The organism is Blautia sp. AM47-4 (genome assembly GCF_003479865.1).
GTDB lineage: Bacteria > Bacillota > Clostridia > Lachnospirales > Lachnospiraceae > Fusicatenibacter > Fusicatenibacter saccharivorans.
On the sequence record NZ_QUHY01000012.1, the window covers coordinates 24,264 to 42,868 of the forward strand.

The 18,605-nt window shown below is 44.4% G+C and carries 12 protein-coding genes and 2 pseudogenes; 2 read left to right on the forward strand and 12 right to left on the reverse strand.

The annotated features are described in order from the left end of the window. Positions 1 to 23: 23 nt before the first annotated feature. Positions 24 to 3,142, reverse strand: a pseudogene (gene ileS, locus DW965_RS09540) (isoleucine--tRNA ligase). A gap of 490 nt (positions 3,143 to 3,632) precedes the next feature. On the opposite strand from ileS, the gene DW965_RS09545 reads away from it, so the two are divergent. Together DW965_RS09545 and DW965_RS09550 are read left to right on the forward strand one after the other, a co-directional pair. Then, positions 3,633 to 5,231 carry an AAA family ATPase gene (locus tag DW965_RS09545; protein ID WP_117761357.1) on the forward strand — a complete coding sequence of 533 codons (1,599 nt, stop codon included), beginning with the start codon at positions 3,633 to 3,635 and terminating at the stop codon, positions 5,229 to 5,231. Next, positions 5,231 to 6,367 carry a glycerate kinase family protein gene (locus tag DW965_RS09550; RefSeq protein ID WP_117761358.1) on the forward strand — a complete coding sequence of 379 codons (1,137 nt, stop codon included), beginning with the start codon at positions 5,231 to 5,233 and terminating at the stop codon, positions 6,365 to 6,367. Before DW965_RS09545 ends, DW965_RS09550 begins: the two co-directional genes overlap by 1 nt. A gap of 107 nt (positions 6,368 to 6,474) precedes the next feature. Here DW965_RS09550 and DW965_RS09555 read toward each other — a convergent pair whose 3' ends face one another. The 11 genes and pseudogenes from DW965_RS09555 to DW965_RS09610 all read right to left on the reverse strand — a co-directional run bounded on the left by DW965_RS09555 (position 6,475) and on the right by DW965_RS09610 (position 18,600). Further along, positions 6,475 to 6,921 carry a GNAT family N-acetyltransferase gene (locus DW965_RS09555; protein WP_055225986.1) on the reverse strand — a complete coding sequence of 149 codons (447 nt, stop codon included), beginning with the start codon at positions 6,919 to 6,921 and terminating at the stop codon, positions 6,475 to 6,477. 13 nt (positions 6,922 to 6,934) lie between these two features. Continuing rightward, positions 6,935 to 8,623, reverse strand: coding sequence for an AAA family ATPase (locus DW965_RS09560; RefSeq protein WP_055225796.1), 1,689 nt, complete (start codon positions 8,621 to 8,623; stop codon positions 6,935 to 6,937). 113 nt (positions 8,624 to 8,736) lie between these two features. Then, entirely contained in the window at positions 8,737 to 9,276 is a 540-nt protein-coding gene (locus DW965_RS09565) for a kinase (RefSeq protein ID WP_243004570.1), read from the reverse strand. A gap of 80 nt (positions 9,277 to 9,356) precedes the next feature. Next, positions 9,357 to 10,106: a nucleoside phosphorylase gene (locus DW965_RS09575; protein ID WP_055225800.1), complete on the reverse strand. Its 750-nt coding sequence runs from the start codon at positions 10,104 to 10,106 to the stop codon at positions 9,357 to 9,359. A 145-nt stretch (positions 10,107 to 10,251) separates the two neighbouring features. Next, a pseudogene (locus DW965_RS09580) lies at positions 10,252 to 10,605 on the reverse strand (AAA family ATPase); the annotation flags it as partial. A gap of 46 nt (positions 10,606 to 10,651) precedes the next feature. Continuing rightward, positions 10,652 to 11,134, reverse strand: a complete 483-nt coding sequence (locus tag DW965_RS09585; RefSeq protein ID WP_055268132.1) for a prolyl-tRNA synthetase associated domain-containing protein — start codon at positions 11,132 to 11,134, stop codon at positions 10,652 to 10,654. Positions 11,135 to 11,172: 38 nt separating this feature from the next. Next, complete coding sequence (locus DW965_RS09590; RefSeq protein ID WP_117761360.1) at positions 11,173 to 12,759, reverse strand: AAA family ATPase; 1,587 nt, start codon at positions 12,757 to 12,759, stop codon at positions 11,173 to 11,175. A 463-nt stretch (positions 12,760 to 13,222) separates the two neighbouring features. After that, on the reverse strand, positions 13,223 to 13,912 hold the full coding sequence (locus tag DW965_RS09595; protein ID WP_117761361.1) for a TMEM165/GDT1 family protein: 690 nt from the start codon (positions 13,910 to 13,912) through the stop codon (positions 13,223 to 13,225). A 12-nt stretch (positions 13,913 to 13,924) separates the two neighbouring features. After that, positions 13,925 to 14,926 carry a calcium/sodium antiporter gene (locus tag DW965_RS09600; protein WP_119198339.1) on the reverse strand — a complete coding sequence of 334 codons (1,002 nt, stop codon included), beginning with the start codon at positions 14,924 to 14,926 and terminating at the stop codon, positions 13,925 to 13,927. A 460-nt stretch (positions 14,927 to 15,386) separates the two neighbouring features. Beyond that, positions 15,387 to 17,351: an ABC-F family ATP-binding cassette domain-containing protein gene (locus DW965_RS09605; RefSeq protein WP_117761362.1), complete on the reverse strand. Its 1,965-nt coding sequence runs from the start codon at positions 17,349 to 17,351 to the stop codon at positions 15,387 to 15,389. Positions 17,352 to 18,006: 655 nt separating this feature from the next. Then, positions 18,007 to 18,600, reverse strand: coding sequence for a GNAT family N-acetyltransferase (locus DW965_RS09610; RefSeq protein WP_243004571.1), 594 nt, complete (start codon positions 18,598 to 18,600; stop codon positions 18,007 to 18,009). Between the last annotated feature and the right edge of the window lie 5 nt (positions 18,601 to 18,605).

Sequence of the window (18,605 nt, forward strand, 5' to 3'; positions counted from 1 at the left end):
TGGAAACGCATCCAGAAGTATTCTTAGATACGCTCTACTGCCATGGTAACCTTTTCGGAGTTGATATTCCACTCCTTCTCATAGCCCTTTGTCTCTCCAGTCACGATTTCTTCTGCCAGAACTTCAGATTTAATTTCATCACCATGGTTTTTCATGATGCTTACAATCTTGTCGTTGTCTTTTGCATATACTCTGATCTTGTCCATAACCTCAAAGCCGGCCTCTTTACGCATGGTCTGGATTTTACTTACCAGCTCACGAACAAAACCTTCCTCGATCAGTTCCGGAGTCAGATTGGTATCCAGAACAACGGTGATTGTATGGTCGGATTCGGATACATAGCCTTCCATCTGTGCCATGTCAATTAACAAATCCTCCTCTAATAATACAATTTCCTGTCCATCGATGTCAAGTTTAAGTTCGCCGGTGCTCTTGAGCTCTGCCATAGCCTTGTTTCCATCCAGCTCAGACAGGGTTGTTTTGATCTTGTTCAGGAGTTTTCCGTATTTTGGTCCTACGGTACGCATCTGCGGTTTGAAGCTGTAGCTGATGAAATCTGCGATGTCATCTTTAAATACAACTTCTTTGACATTCAGCTCGTCCTCGATGATCTCTTTGTAGAATTCGGAAAGCTGGAACTCGCTCTTCACGTACATGGTTCCGATCGGCTGACGGTTTTTGATATTGGCAGTATTTCTTGCGGCACGTCCCATAACGACGATCTCCAGCAGGTCTGCCATATCCTCTTCCATCTTCGGATCGATCCAGTTCTCATGTACCTCCGGGAAGTCGCACAGATGGATACTTTCCGGTGCACTTGCATCGATGCTCTTTACGAGGTTCTGATAAATATCCTCTGTCATGAACGGAATCATCGGAGCTGCTGCTTTTGCAACGGTCACCAGTGCGGTGTACAGAGTCATGTAAGCATTGATCTTATCCTGCTCCATGCCTTTTGCCCAGAAACGCTCACGGGAGCGGCGTACATACCAGTTACTCATATCATCACGAAGGACTGCAGTGCTTTTGCTGCCTCCGGGATACGGTAATTTGCCAGGTTGTCGTCTACTGCTTTTACAGTGGATTCCAGACGGGACAGCAGCCATTTATCCATAACAGCCAGTTTGTCATATTCCAGACTGTATTTTGTTGCATCGAAGTTGTCGATGTTTGCATACAGGACAAAGAACGCGTAGGTGTTCCACAGGGTTCCCATGAACTTTCTCTGTCCTTCCACGACCGTCTTGCCTGCGAAACGGCTCGGCAGCCACGGAGCACTGCTGGTGTAGAAGTACCAGCGGATCGCATCGGCACCGTAGGTCTGCAGTGCGTCAAACGGATCTACCGCATTTCCTTTGGATTTACTCATCTTCTGTCCGTTCTCATCCTGTACCAGACCAAGAACGATAACGTTCTCGTACGGTGCTTTGTTGAACAGCAGAGTGGAAATTGCAAGCAGGGAGTAGAACCATCCACGTGTCTGGTCTACAGCCTCGGAAATAAACTGTGCCGGGAACTGTTTCTCGAAGATTTCTTTGTTCTCGAATGGATAGTGATGCTGTGCGAACGGCATGGATCCGGAATCGAACCAGCAGTCGATAACCTCCGGTACACGGTGCATCTCTTTACCGCATTTCGGGCACTTAATGGTCACTGCGTCGATGTATGGGCGGTGAAGCTCGATGTCATCCGGGCAGTTGTCGGCTTTTTCTTTCAGTTCTTCGATACTGCCGATGCAGTCCTGATGGCCACATTCACACTGCCATACCGGAAGCGGAGTTCCCCAGTAACGGTTTCTGGAAAGTCCCCAGTCCTGAACATTCTCCAGCCAGTCGCCGAAGCGTCCTTTTCCGATGCTCTCCGGAATCCAGTTGATGGTGTTGTTGTTGCGGATCAGATCCTCTTTTACTGCAGTCATGCGGATGAACCAGGTCTCACGTGCATAGTAGATCAGCGGAGTATCGCATCTCCAGCAGTGCGGGTAGCTGTGCTCGAACAGCGGCGCATCAAACAGAAGATCCTTGTCCTCGAGTGCCTGCAGAACGGCCATATCTGCTTTCTTGCAGAAAGTGCCTGCCCACGGAGTTTCCTCGGTCATCTCACCTTTTTCGTTTACTAACTGTACGAATGGAAGATCGTATCTGTGACCGACCTTGGAGTCGTCCTCACCAAATGCAGGGGCGATATGAACAACACCGGTACCATCGGTCAGTGTTACGTAGGTATCGCAGACTACATAGTATGCTTTTTTGTTTCCGATTCTCTTCTCAGCGTACGGGAACAGCGGCTCGTACTCTTTGAACTCGAGATCTTTACCCTGATAATGCTCCAGGATTTCAGCGCCCTCACCGAGAACGGTGTCTACCAGAGCAGCTGCCATATAATAGGTATATCCTTTGCTTGTTACTTTTACATAATCCTCATCCGGGTTGACGCAGAGTGCAACGTTGGACGGAAGGGTCCACGGTGTGGTGGTCCATGCCAGGATGTAAGCGTCCTCGCCTTTTACTTTAAAGCGGACAACGGCTGAACGTTCTTTGACATCTTTGTATCCCTGCGCTACTTCATGGGAAGAAAGCGGGGTACCGCAGCGCGGGCAGTAAGGAACGATTTTGTGTCCTTCGTACAGAAGACCTTTCTTCCAGATCTCTTTTAATGCCCACCACTCGGACTCGATGTAATCGTTATGATACGTAACGTATGGGTTTTTCATATCAGCCCAGAAGCCAACGGTATGGGAGAAGTCTTCCCACATTCCCTCGTATTTCCATACGCTCTCTTTACACTGCTCGATGAATGGCTCTACGCCGTATTTTTCGATCTGATCTTTTCCGTCCAGACCGAGTTTTTTCTCAACTTCCAGCTCTACCGGCAGTCCGTGGGTATCCCAGCCTGCTTTTCTCGGCACCTGATAACCCTTCATGGTACGGTATCTCGGGATCATATCCTTGATAACACGGGTCTCTACGTGGCCGATGTGCGGTTTTCCGTTTGCGGTCGGCGGTCCGTCATAGAACACGTAGGACGGATTTCCTTCACGCACTTTCATACTTTTTTCGAAGATCTGATTGTCTTCCCAGAACTTCTCAACCTGTTTTTCTCTCTCGACAAAGTTCATGTCGGTTGAAACTTTCTTGTACATGCTTGTACCTCCTGAAACTTAAGTTTCTCGTTTGATTTGCTCGCGTAAAATAAGAAAAAGCTCCCGCCCTGTAATAGGACGAAAGCTGTACTTATCGTAACCACCTGTTACATACTATCATATGCATTTCCTGTAACGGGGAACAACCGGCAACTTCTTACCACTGCTCTCCGGTTTTCTATATTTTATGCGCCGGGTACGCAGATTCAGAACTGCAACTTGGAAGTGATGTTCACCTGCCGCTACTTGTACCGGACTCCCACCATCCCCGGCTCGCTTTCCACAGACCGTTCACGCGCAGACTACTGTCTTCGTCATCGTTTTTCATGCCTTATTATAACTAGGGGCTGTAAGCGTTGTCAAGAGTGGAAAGCATATTTTATCGGTTCTTTTCCGCGATTTTACGGGATTTTCGGGGGTGTGCGTTGCTATTTGGATGGGGGAATGGTAAAATCGGGGTATAATCAAAAAACGGAAAGGAAGTGAAATCATGGGAAGATTTGTGAATCCGGACAACAGTGCATTTCAGGTTGCTCTCAATTCTGAAATCTATGTGGACAAAACAGGACTTTTATCGTATACCAACAAAGTTCTGGACACCATACAGGGCTATATCTGCAACAGCCGCCCGCGGCGGTTTGGAAAATCATTTGCTGCAAATATGCTGGCGGCCTATTACAGCAAAGGCTGTGATTCCAGAAAGATGTTTTCTGGCCTTGCGATCAGCCAGACGGCAGACTTTGAGAAGCATCTGAACCAGTACGATGTGATTCATCTGGATATCCAGTGGTTTCTTTCGAATGTCAGCGATCCGGAACAGATTGTGGCCTACATTACAGAATGTACACTGGCCGAGCTGCGTACCATCTATGCAGATCAGCTTCCGCCGGAAGTTTCCACCGTTCCCGACGCTCTGTCCCGGATCAAAGAGGCGACCGGACAGAAATTTGTGATTATTATTGATGAATGGGATGTCCTGATTCGTGATGAGGCCTCCAACCAGAAAATTCAGGATGATTACATTAATTTTCTTCGTGGAATGTTCAAAGGGACGGAACCGACGAAATATATCCAGCTTGCGTTTCTCACGGGTATTCTTCCGATCAAAAAATTGAAAACGCAGTCTGCCTTAAATAATTTTCATCAGTATTCCATGCTGAATCCAGGCCCGCTGGCTTCCTATATTGGATTCACAGAAGATGAAGTTTCCGCTCTCTGTCAGAAATACGGACAAAATTTTGAGGAAGTCAGACGATGGTACGACGGCTATCTGCTTGGAAATTACCATGTATACAATCCAAACGCGGTGACAAGTCTGCTTCTGGATGGGACATTCCAAAGCTATTGGTCGGAGACGAGCACATACGATTCGATGGTTCCTTTTATCAATATGGATTTTGACGGATTGAAAACAGCAATTCTGGAGATGCTTTCCGGCGCCGCAGTTCCTGTCATGGTTACCTCTTTTAAAAATGACATGGTCAGCTTTGTAAATAAAGATGATGTTCTGACGCTGCTGATTCATTTGGGCTATCTTGCCTACAATCAGCAGACACAGATGGCATATATTCCCAACGAAGAAATCCGCAGGGAGTTTCTGACTGCGGTGACTTCCAATCATTGGAATGAACTTTTCGCTTTCCAGCAGGAATCTGCGGATCTTTTAGATGCTACGCTCGATATGGATGAAAATGCTGTCGCTGCCGGAATTGAAAAGGTCCATGAGGAATATACTTCCGTGATTCAGTATCATAATGAAAATTCGCTCAGTTGTGTCCTCACGATTGCTTATTTAAGTACGATGCAATATTACTTCAAACCCATTCGTGAACTTCCGACCGGGCGCGGTTTTTCCGATTTTGTCTTTCTGCCAAAGCCGGAATACCGATACGATTTTCCGGCGCTTGTAGTAGAACTGAAATGGAACAAGAATGCGAAAACGGCACTGGATCAGATTAAAAGACAGCATTACCCGGCTTCCATTGCATCTTATACAGGGGATATTCTGCTGGTTGGTGTTAATTATGATAAGAAGACGAAGGTGCATGAGTGTCGGATTGAAAAATATTTGAAATCAGGAGAAAAATGATGAAAGTTGTGATTGCAATTGATTCTTTTAAAGGAAGCCTTTCCTCTCTGCAGGCTGGAACAGCGGCCGCCACCGGGATTTATCGTGTCGATCCGAAGGTGGAGACGGTTGTGCGCCCGCTTGCCGATGGCGGTGAAGGTACCGTTCAGGCACTGACCGAAGGTCTTGGCGGACGGCTTGTCTCCGTTTCGGTGACCGGTCCTGCCGGAAAGCAGGTTATCTGCCCGTATGGCATCATCGACCGAACGCAGACCGCCATTATCGAGATGTCGGGGGCTGCCGGTATTACACAGGTACACGGCGATGAGAAAAATCCGCTGTACGCCACAACGTACGGTGTCGGTGAGGTTATCTGCGATGCCATCCGCAATGGCTGCCACCGCTTTATCATTGGAATCGGCGGAAGTGCCACAAATGACGGCGGTATTGGTATGCTACAGGCACTCGGTTTCGGACTGCTCGATGCAGAAGGAAAACAGGTTCCTTTTGGTGCTGTCGGACTGGAATCTCTTACCGCGATTACGGCAGATCACGTTCTGCCGGAACTTTCGGAATGCACCTTCCATATTGCCTGCGATGTAACGAATCCGCTCTGCGGTTCCAACGGCTGCAGCGCCGTTTTCGGACCGCAGAAGGGCGCGGATGCTGTCATGATCAAACGTATGGACACATCGCTTGCCTCCTACGCCGCACTCTGCCGGAAAACATTCCCGAACGTTGACGCGGAATTTCCCGGAACGGGTGCTGCGGGCGGACTTGGATTTGCTTTTCAGACGTTTCTTTCTGCTTCACTGGAACCCGGCATTCAGATCATACTGGATGAAACCCGACTTCGTGATGATGTGAGAGACGCTGATCTTGTCATCACCGGTGAGGGACAGCTCGATGGGCAAACCGTGATGGGAAAAGCGCCGATTGGAGTTGCAAAACTGTCAAAAGAATACGGCAAACCTGTCCTTGCGTTCTCAGGCTGTGTTACAAAAGATGCATCTGCATGCAACGCCGCCGGAATTGATGCCTTTTTCCCGATTCTGCGGAGCGTCGTTTCACTCGAAGAAGCTATGGATGTGAAAAATGCGGCAGAAAATATGACCGATACGGTAGAACAGGCTTTTCGGCTATTTTTGCTTCAGTAAAGCGGATATTCGCAATCCGCTTCGCTACTTGCTTGAGTCGGTTAAAATACAAGACCGTTTTCTCCTGCTTTAATTTTTGCAGGAAGGACAGAAAACACGTCGTGCTCTCATCGTCTTAATTCCAGCAGATATTCTGTCGTTCCTGCTTCCAGCTGTTTCGTTCCTGTCCACCGAAATCCGTGGCGGTTGTAAAACGCAATGGCACGCGTATTTTTCTCCAATGCCCATAGATGGTCTGCGTCAAACTTTTCAATTGCAAAGGTAATCAGCCCGTGGCCGACTCCGTTGTTCTGCAGACATGGATCTACGTATAGTTTACAGATTTCGGTTCCGTTGATTTCTGTAAAACCTCTTATAATTCCATCATCGTAGACATAGATGCGGTTTAAGATTTCTTCTTTCTTAAAGTACTGGTCGATCATCGGGACTACCTGCATTTCACCGAAGGAATAGGCCTCCTCGTGAAAAATCGGGAAATAATTGATTCGGTTGTTGAACACGAAAATTTCCGCAATTCTGGACAGGTCTTTCAGTTCTGCTTTTCTGATTTTCATATTTTCTCTCATTTTAATTTCCAATCAACACTTTCTTCCCCCGAAACGCAAATCCATAATACCTGATCCGCTCCTTTGCGATTCCTCTGGCAAGCAATTCTGTGTCATACTGTTTTTCCTGAATCTGACGAAGTGCATGCTCCACCGTCTCTTCCAGCGACTTTTCTTTTGATGTGTTCTGAACCTTAAATTCCATTACGATCGCATCCAGGTTTTCTTTCAATGGCTCCATTACTACGTCATACCTTCCGAATCCACTTTCTCTGTTGGAAGTGATTCTGTATTTTCCGGCCAGATCAACAATCAGCCCAAGGACAAATCCATGGTAAAATCTTTCTGGTTCGAGTTCCTCTGATGGTTTTCCGCCCGTGTCGAAACTGCTGAATGTCTGAAGTGCTACCTGATTCATAAACTGGTTCATATAATCCAGATCTCCGGCAAGCAGAGCATCTTTAAAATTGCCATATGCAGAATCTTCTTCTGTAAACCAGTCCTCTATCATTTGTTCAAACATCAGCATTGTCTCATGATTTGTCACTTTCAAATCATACTGGCGCTTTCCTGTTCGGTTATCCATTTCGTACCGATCCACTTTCAGATATCCGCTCGCAAGCATAAGACTCCAGATGGCTCCCCGCTTTCTGCCAAGCTGTTCAAAAATAACCTGCTCATCCAATTCTGTGCAGATCACTCTGCCGTTTAATAAATCTTCCATTTCCGTCTTGATCTTTGCAGGACTTCGACGGATCAGATTGGAGATCAGCATATTTCCGCTGGTGTCTGCCCAGTACGTTCCATATTCTCCCGTGTCCAGATATTTTGTAATGGACCACGGATTGTAAATATCCTTCCGTTTTCCAAAGGAAAATCCATCATACCAATAGCGGACGGTTCCTTTTTCATCGGACAGCCCATTTTCCTCCAGCGCATGAAAGACTTCTTCTTCTGTAAAGCCAAACGAGCCGCTGTACTTTTCCGATGTTGTTGTTACAACTTCAAGATTATTCAGATCGGAAAAGATAGATTCTTTACTGACTCTTGTTATTCCTGTCAGCAGTCCCCGTTCCATATAGGGATTCGTTTTGAATGTGGAATTGAACAGGCTTCTGATAAACGCAGTAAGATTCTCCCAATACCCATGAATATACGATTCCTGCAAAGGAGTATCATACTCATCCAGAAGAATAATCACCTTTTTTCCGTAATAGCGGCTCAGATAATCGGACAGATAATTGACAGCTACTGCTGCCGCATCATCCGACATATTTTCTTCAACGGAATCAAAATAGGCGCGGTCTTTTTCATTTAATACTTTGCTGGATTTGACAAATTCAAAAGTACTATATAATTTTACCAGCTTACGAATTACCGCTCTTCTTGCAGTCTCATATGTGGTTGCCTTGATATCTGCAAAGCTGAGGGAAATCACCGGATACGTTCCCTGCAGCTTACGAAATCTTTCCTCTTTCCAGATGACAAGGTCTTCAAAATATTTGCTGCATTCGGAATGATTTACGGAAAAGAAATATTCGACCATACTCATATTCAGGGTCTTGCCGAATCTTCTTGGGCGTGTGATCAGAGTAACACTGTCCTGATTGTCCCACCATTCCCTGATAAAATCCGTCTTATCGATATAAAAACAGTTATTCTTTCTAATGGATATAAAATCCTGATTTCCAATGGAAATTACTGATTTCATGGGTCTGCTCCTTCCTAAATCCTTTACCACCGACAGGCTTGCAAAAATTTATTTCTGTTTCTATTTTATCATATTTCTCTGGCAGAACAAAGATCATTCCCTGTCCGAAGCAATTATTTTCCATTGGATATTATGTTTTGACAGATGTCACGAACTATGCTTTCTCTGTCCTGATCCGCCGTTATTCTGGTTTCATACAGAACGGATGTATAATCTTTTTCGTTCCACCATCTCTGCATATCTTCTGCACTGAAATCATTGCAGTTCGGCTTTGTTTTGTGGCGCTTCACGGTCTCCTCGAAGGGGATGTCGAAGTAATATGCGTATATATTTTTTCCATATAAAGCTACTGCCAGCTCAAATAATGCACGATACCATTCCGCATTCAGTATTCCTTCCAGAATAACAATCTCGCTGTGTTTTCTTCCATATCGCAGAAGTTCTTCCAGAAGAGGCAGCGCCTTTGTATTTTCTCCGTCTTTGACTTTGAGCATATCTCTTCGGATAACATCCTGCGAGATCAGCATTGTATTCTTTCCGAACACTTGCTGTAATTCCTTTGCAATAGTTGTTTTTCCACTGCCGGAATTTCCTCTTAAAATGATTAATTTATTCGTCCGTAAGCAATCGCCCATTGTCATTCCATTCTCCATACATAATTCCCGCTTTCGTATTATCTAAAAGTTTCTGCAAACGGCTCTGAAATATTTCTTTTTCCTCAAACATTGTAATTTTATACACTTTTCGCTATCTGCAGCGCCAGAAACAGCTTGTCCAGATCGTGGTTAGCGGCAGATAATCCATCCGTTTCATAGTTTCCTTCGATCAGCACATCTCCCGCAACAAGAAAATCATACAGTTCAAATCCATAAAAATCACTGATCGCCTGAACGCCTGCGAGTTCCATTTCCACGGCAATGCATCCTTCTTCTTTTCGTTTTCTTACAAGATTTACCGTTTCCCGAAGCATACTGTCTGTCGTCCATACGCGCCCCTGAACGTATGGCAGTTTCCTTTCTTTGAAAAATTCCGCCAGTTTGTCCGTGTTTTTTATTTTTATGTAGTCCTGCGGTTCTGCAAAATAATAGGACAGTCCTTCTCCCCGGTATGCCTCCGTTGGGAGAATAAACTTTCCATCGGTTGCTTCTTTGTCCAGACTGCCGCACGAGCCAAACATGATAAAGACGGATGCTCCTGTTAAATGATTGACTTCGGCAATCGTTCCTGCTGCAAGAGCGGAACCAATTGGTGTCAGGTAGAAAGCAATCGTTTCTTCCTCATATGGCAGAGTCCAAACCGGTATATTTCCATTGCATGCTCTTACTTCTGCAATCTGTCGGCATGGGAATTTTTCAAGCATGTATTCATATATTACTTTTGAAAAAATTACCATACATTTTTTTACCAGATGCTGCTTCTCCCCATAAAAATTCTCCAGCTTTACAATCGGCTCGCTGTTGATATCATAAGAATCAATAATCATTCTGTTTCCTCCATAAATTTTATTTATCTTTACCAAAAAGTCCCATATCCACCACCCTTACTGCGCAGACATGAGACTTCCGTTTTTATTTTTGCATTACTTCAATAACACATTCATGTTTCTTCGTTTTTTTATTATAATTGATACCGGCAAGCATTCGAACCACAGAATCTTTCAGGCCATCCATATCCATTTGAATATAAATTTTTAAGGCCTCATACGTTTCCGTCTGGTTCCAATAGGTTCCGAATTTGTGGCGCAGCATGGCTTCTACCACAGATTTCGGGCTATACATGGAATAAATTTCATCTCCAGTCTGCCGATGCGCAATCAACTGATAACCATCGTACCACGTTTTTGCTTCTTCAAAACTCATCTCATATTTTTCACAGAGGGCAGATATCTCCTGCTCTGTGAAGCCAAAATATTCCGCCAGATCACCGGGATCTGTCATGGAATACTCGGTAAATATATTTAGTGCAGAATGAGAACCATTTTTGTTTGTGAATTTTTCTTTTTTCAGACTTTTTAGCAATACCTTTCGATTATATACATGCGTATTCCACAGTATTTCCATGCTTCTGAATTATTTTCATTAAATCATCAGCCTGCATCCAAACGGTTGCTGTATTATCATTTGGATGAACACCAATTTTATTTCCGACAAATTCCACGTCCATGAAGACTTGAACTCTGTGTTCGGCATCGTTTAGAATACCAAGCGGCGTAACGGCACCGGGTATCAGTTTCATAATATCAAATAATTCCTCCGCAGCTGCAAAAGAAAGTGCACGCAGACCACGTTGCCTGCGAAACGCTTTCAAATCTACTCGCTTGTTCCCTTTCATCGTTATCAAATAATAATTACGTTTTTTATCGTCGCGAACAAATAAATTTTTAGCGCCCCACTCTGGATACGGCAAATCAACAGCATCTGCTTCTTCCATATTGAAAACTGCCTTATGTTCCGTAATTTCATACGCTATATTTTGCCTTTTTAAATAATGATATATCTCTATCTTATCCATACTCTCTTATCTCTGTAAACTGAAATTGAAATATGCCCTTATTTTTCATACTTTTCAATCCGGCATTCATGTTCTTTTGTTTTTTCATTGTAGTTAATTCCCACCAGCAAAAGCTCCCCTGCATAGCATGCAACAGACTCCGGATATTTTCTGTCTCTGATCTGATCTAATGCTGCTCTGACGCTTTTGTCCCATTTCAGTTCCACAACAAGCGCCGGGTAATAATTCTGAAACTCCGGCTTTGGAATAAACACAAAGTCTGCAAATCCACGACCCGCGGGAAATTCGCGGATTGGTTTGAAATAGTATTGCATGGAACTCAAATAGGCAATGGACAGAACACTGCTGAGTGAGTTTTCATTGTTATACTGAATCACAGAAGTATATTCCCTGTGAATTTTTTCAATTTCTTTTGCTACTGCGTTTCCATTCATCTGAATTGTATCTTTCAGAAGCTGCTCTGATTCTTTTTGAAATACAATCAACTCATTCCATTTTTTCCTTTTCGTTGCCAGAATCAATTCCTGACGGATTTCCTCATTCGGAATAAAAGCAGTTCTAAATGTCCGGTCATAGGCCAGATATCCAAGGTGAATCAGATACGTCAGCACATCGTCTTTATTGGCGAAGCTAACGGTATCGTTCTGAAAAGAGGTAACATCAACCGGAACATGATCTCCTGAAAGCATTTCGATTACGGCACTTTTCAGGCCATCAAAATCCATATTGATCAGCGGAACAATCGCCTCATAGGATGCGGTTCCGGACCAGTAGCTCTGGAATTCGCCTTCGAGCATCAGGTTCACAACGGCATTTGGATTGTATACATGATATTTCCCAATCTGATAACCGTCGTACCATCGTTTGACTTCTTCAAACTTCTGACCATATACTTCACATAGTTTTTGAACTTCTGTTTCTGTAAAACCTACATATGGTGCAATCGGCCCGGCATGCAGCATCGAATAATCTTTGAAATTGTTCAGCGCCGACTGTGTCTTTTCTTTTTTTACAGGCAAAATACCTGTCAGATATGCCAGTTGAATATATTTTGTCGGCTCCGTCCCTTTGAACATCGCCCGCAGAAAATTGATATATTCTTCCTGTGTTTTGAGATCCGCCGCCTCGTCACGAATCAGAACATCCCATTCGTCTATAATCACAATAAATTTTGTCCCGGATGCCGCGTTGATCCGTGACAGCGCCTCCGGCAGTGACCGGATTTCTTCTGGAAGTATATGGGGATAATATTCTTTTAACTCCGAAATCGTTTTTTCTGAGATATAAGAAACAATCCGCTCCGGTCCGCCTGCCGGTTCCATACACCATTGGATATCCCAGTGGAGCACATCATACTGATTCAGATGTTTTTCAAAATCCTTTGCCCTGCTGATTTCCAGCCCGGAAAACATTTCTTTCGAACTGCAGCCCTTGCTGTAATACGCGGTGAGCATGTTTGCCGTAATTGATTTTCCAAACCGCCGCGGGCGGCTGTTGCAGATATATCCCTGCAGAGTGTTCATGACTTTATTCGTATAAGTCAGCAGTCCTGTTTTATCAACATAAATCTCAGAATTTAATGCAACCGCAAATGCTTCATTTCCCGGATTCAGATAACTTCCCATGCAAATCCCTCCCGTCAACATTTTATATGACTCATTATACTTGATCCCTCTGACTATCACAAGGACAGGATTTTCCCACGCAGCTTCCGGTTTTTCACTTTCGTCCTCCTGTGAGAATCCCATACAATTCCGGTCTTCTGTTTTTCAGTCCGCATTTTTCCCGCTTTCTGCATTTCCTGCATTTCGTTGATACTAAAATCAGACATGTTATTATCCTTCATCCTCGTAAATAATGATTTGAAAATATTGTAACTATTCAGAGCCATGCGAAATGGAAGAAAAATCGCGAATCATGTTTACATGAATGAGCTATTTTTCTGGAATTTCATATGGCGAGATGGGGCTCTGAATAGTTACAAAATATTATACCCTATAAATGCTTCAATGGTAAACTTTCATTTTGCCGCATAAAAAATACGCGCCGCATTTCTCATCAAAATCATGAGTATGCGGCACGCAGTTTTTATTTTGCTTTTTTCTTCTCTCTTTTCACAAAAAGACAGACACATACAACAACAAAAACAGCCGTTGCTGCGATCAGTACCGGCCATACCGGCAGTGGACAGACGCTTGCGCTGATCAGTTTCAGTCCCTGGTAAAGTGTGTATACACCGAAAATTGAAAAGATGACAAACGCCAGTGTATTCAGCAGCCCATCCGGTGTCTTGCTCTTTAAGAGGTAGCCGACCAGCATTCCGAGAATATCCGCTGCGAACAGTCCGAGAGAACATCCGATCCATACAACGAATGCGGATCCCATACCTTCATTTGCACCAAAGGTGATTGCGGTAAGCTGTGTTTTGTCTCCGAGCTCTGCTACGAAGAACGTACAGAAAACGGCGAGCGGTGCGAACCGAATTTTGGATTTGCCGCCTTCTTCCTCTTCCTCGTCATCATCACCGGAAATGGTGGATGCTGCGAAGTAAAGAAATGCGAGTGCTGCAATCGTCTTAATCAGCCAGTCCGGAATGAATTCGCTGACGAGGCCGCCTGCGAGAACCGCCATTCCATTCAGTACCAGAATCGCGGCTGCGGTTCCCAGGATAATGTCTTTCAGCTTGTACTTCGAAGTAAGCGCAATCAGCATGAGCTGCGTCTTATCGCCCATCTCTGCGATGAACTCGGTAAGAAACACCTTTAGAAATAACACCATTTTCCATTCCCCTTATCTTATAATGATATAAATGGCATATGCGGCATAAAATGCGACCATACAGAAACCTTCGACTCTTCCGATTTTCTTTTTGGTTCCTGCAAAAATCCATACACATACCGTGAATACGATCAATACACACAAATCAATTATATTTTCCGTAATGATGGCCATCGGGCTGATTGCGGATGCAATGCCAAGTACCATAAGAATGTTGAAGATATTAGAACCGATCGCATTGCCAAGTGCCATATCAACTTCATTCTTTCTCGCAGCAACGATAGAAGTTACGAGTTCCGGAAGGGAAGTTCCGATGGAAACAATGGTCAGTCCGATCAGAGTCTGGCTCATTCCGAGATCGCCCGCAATTCTCGCTGCGGCATCTACGGTCACATCTCCGCCGACTGCAATGGCGACTGCTCCGCCGACGATGAACACGATACCCTTCGGAACGGAAAGCAGCTTGATGTCCTCGTCGGAACCGCCTTCAATTTCGACTTTTTTTCCTTCGCGGTTTGCCTTTAATGCAATCTGAACCATGTAGACAATGTAACCTGCAAAGAATCCAATTAAGATCACGCCGTCCAGGTGACCGAGCATCATACCGGATTTATCGCCGAGTCCGCTGATTCCTAAAACCATTAAAAGTCCGGCGCAGATCAGGGACAGCGGGATGTCTCTTTTGATGGTTTCCTTTGCGACTTCTACGGTAGTCAGTACGGCACAGACACCGATGACAACCATCAGGTTAAAGATATTGGAACCGATGACATTACTGACTGCGAGCTCGTTGTTGCCGGTAAGTGAAGCCGATACACTGACCGCGGTCTCCGGAAGTGATGTTCCCATGGCAACAATGGTCAGTCCGATGATGATCGACGGAACGTGCAGTCTCTTTGCTGCGCTTGAGCTTCCTTCTACGAAAAAGTCCGCACCTTTGATCAGCAGGACAAAACCGATGACGAGACAGACAAGCACAAGAGCAAACGGGGCGTTGTTGATGAAATTTTCCATGTTTTCCTCCTTTGTTTTCCAAGCATATATTCCAAAATAGTATCGTTAACAGAAGCAGGTTTTACTCATTATCCGCAAAAAAAGACTCATGTATATCAAGGAACATCCGATATGCGATACACCGGTGATTCATCGATATACATGAGTCTCATTATTTAAGATTTGCCAGATTATACTCTTTTCTTATAATCAGAATGTTGACAAATCACACATTCGTGCTAACTACTCCCTCATGGAATATTACATTACTTGATAAATACTATCAAATGTCTTCGGGGTTGTCAACAAAATTTGACTTTTTTATCCGAAAGATTTCAGCCCCGCTTACGAATGCATACCAGTCATGGGTGCAGAATACTTTACAAAATATAACAAACCGAATATCCTAAAACGAGAAAAACTTCATTTTCATGATAGTCCATTTTTAGACTGATCTATCTTTTCTATGGTACTCACCTCTCTATTCGTCCTGTGTTTCCATCTCTTCGAGTTCCAGTTCCGTTTCCATCATGCGTTCCAGCAGGGATTCCTGTGTCTGATTTTCTTCGTCTATTTTCGTCTGAAGCTCCATCAGCCGTTCGTAATCTGCGGAAAGTTCCGGGTCCATCATTTCCAGTTGAAGTTCTGACATTCTGCTCTCACTCTCCGCAAGCTGCTCCTCGTATTTTTCGAGCTGCCGTTTTAAGCGGGACAGAATTTTTCCCGGATTATAATATTTCTTTTTGTCAAACACATCATCCAGTGTCGGAACGTCGGCTGATTTCCGTACAATTCCTCCCGCATTTCCCGTTTCTCTGCCCGGTGTCTGCCGTTTGATTTCTTCGAGATACTGTGCATAATTCATTCCGTAAAATTGTACGTCGCTCTCGCCGAACTCCAGAATGCCGGTTGCCACCTGGTTGATGAAATAACGGTCGTGCGATACGAACAGAACGGTTCCCTCGTAGCTGGTCAGCATTTTTTCCAGCGCTTCTTTTCCCGCCAGATCCATGTGATTCGTCGGCTCGTCCAGGATCAGGAAATTCGGTTTCGTATAGAAAATCCGGCAGAGCTCCAGCCGCACTTTTTCACCGCCGGAGAGCTGCCCCATTTTCTTTTCGACATCCTCACCGGAAAACAGAAAGGCTCCCAGTGCGCTTCGGACATCGTTGCGAAGCAGGTTCGGATAAAGACTCCAGAAATAGTCGAGCACCGTCTGCTCCGGGTCGAATTTCTGGTTGACTGCTTGGTGCTGATCGAAGTAGGCAAAATCCACGCGGTTTCCAAACTGATAGCTTCCGCCTAATGCCTTGATTTCGCCCACAACGGTTTTCAGAAGCGTCGACTTTCCTTTTCCGTTTTCTCCGATGATCACAATCCGTTCTGCTTTTTTGATGACGGCCGAAACCTCGCTCAGGACGGTATCGTATCCGATTTTCAGTTTCTTCATCGTGAGCACATCCGTATAGCTTTCGCGTACCGGATGGAATAAGGCGTGGAATGTCCTCGTGTCAAACCGCCGCGGTTTCTCAATTTTTACCATGTGCTCGATCGCCATTCGTTTCGAACGGGTGGCCGCAACTTTTGTCGGTGTGTTTTTCCATTTTTCAATCCACGCCGTCAGACGCTCGATTTCCTTCTGCTGCGCTTCATAGTCTTTTTCCTGTTTGATCTGTGCTTCTTCTTTTTGTTTCACAAATGCCGAATAATTTCCCGGATACCGTTTGATGTCACCGTATTCGATTTCATACGTCACATCAATCACGCGGTCCAGAAACATGCGGTCATGTGATACAATGATAACGGCATTTTCGTAGCTTTTCAGATAATTTTCCAACCACTCCACTGCAGCGATGTCGAGGTGGTTGGTCGGCTCGTCCAGAAGCAGGATGTCCGGGCGCTGTAAGAGGAGCTGAATTAGGGCAATTTTTGTCTGCTGTCCGCCCGAAAATTCACCGATCGGTTTTTCCAGATCTTCGAGCGCAAAACCAAATTTCTGAAACATCGTTTCCATATCCCGTTTCCAGCTGTATCCGTGGAGACTCTCCATTCTCCGCTCCAAATAGTCGTATTCTCCCAGCAGTTTTTTGTGATCTTCTGCCTCGGCGAGCAGCTTTTCGATTTCCTTTTTTCGCGCTTCACACGCAAAGACTTCCGCGAAAGCCTTCTCCAACTCCACTCTTACCGGCACATCTCCATCGGTAAAATTAATCTGGCGCAAAAAACCGATGTTCTGTTTTCCGCTCATCGTAATTCCGCAGCTCTCGTCGCTGTCCAGATTACTCATCTCAATATCCCCGGCAATCAGCCGCAGAAGCGTCGTTTTTCCGCATCCGTTTCTGCCGACAATTGCAATTTTTTCTATGTCGTGAATTTCGAAATTCACACTGTTTAAAATCGTGTCTGCGCCAAACTGGACTCTGGCATTTCTGATCTGATATCTCATGTTTTATACCTTTTCTGTTGTTTCAACTCACAGTCGGTATTTTCACGGAGTCTGACATGTCGAAAATAGTTCGACTGTGACTTACCTCATGTCAATGGAGGATACCGATTTCTCTCCGCCCGCCACTGCTGTTATGTTTCTTTTAACAATTCATCCCACCGCTTTAGAAGCGGGGGGCTTCTTGTCTACTGATGTTAAAATTCTGCTTCCATTATACCGTCTCCGTCCTTCGTTCTCAATGCCAAAAATTTTTCGAATCAAATTTGGTACGCCTGCGGCATAAAAATATCTCTGTTTTACTGATTTGTTCCAGTAACAGAGATATTTAACTTCCTATCACAAATACAAATCTTCCACTGTCAACAGAACCGCATTTTCTCTTTCCGCCCGTTCTTTTACGGGTTCTGTAAATCCTGACTTACTGAAAAACATAATGTTAAAAATTCAAACTTGGAACTGTTGTAAAATTTTTCTAACTGCTTTAATTCTTCCAGTCTTCCAATCATAAGCATCCTTCCTCCCACTTACTCTGAAAACCTTTTGTTAAAAATACTACTCACGAGTAGTATACTCATGAGTAGTATATAATATTCTTCTCCTATTTTCAATACTGCTACTGGCTTTGTAAGTGCATTGAAAAATTCATTCTTTCCTGCTAACGAAAAATATGATATGTCTGCGAATGGAGTGTCTTTCCCGTCTTCGTTGTAATTTCTTCGCACGCAACCTTTTCAAAGCAAAATTTCTCAACCAAATGTGTGCTTGGCGCATTCCTGATATCCACTTCGTAAATATAATACTGATATTTCCCTGTAGAATTTAAATCATCAATTAATCCCCGCAAAGCCTCATAGCCATATCCTTTTCCATGGGCGGACTCTTTCAGCCAAATTCCAACTTCCGGCGTTTTTTCTTTTATATCGAACACTTCCATGCTTCCAACAAATTCGCCGTCCCGTGTAAGAATCACCAGCTCCAGCATGTCTCCCTGTTCCATCGCTTTCACAAAGCCAGAAAGGATTTCATCTGCCGCATTGATATCAGAAAAACTGTCTGGATATTGATATTTTGTGATTTCATCTGTAAATTCTGTATAGTATGCTTCTAAAAAACTGTCACGATATGGCTGAATGATAAGCCTTTCTGTTGTCAGCATAAAATCACGACAGTCTGTTGTCATTTCAGGCACCTCTGATAAAAGATTAGAATCTTGGATTTTAGCCATGCTTTCTTTCTGCTTGTCCTGCATTTCTT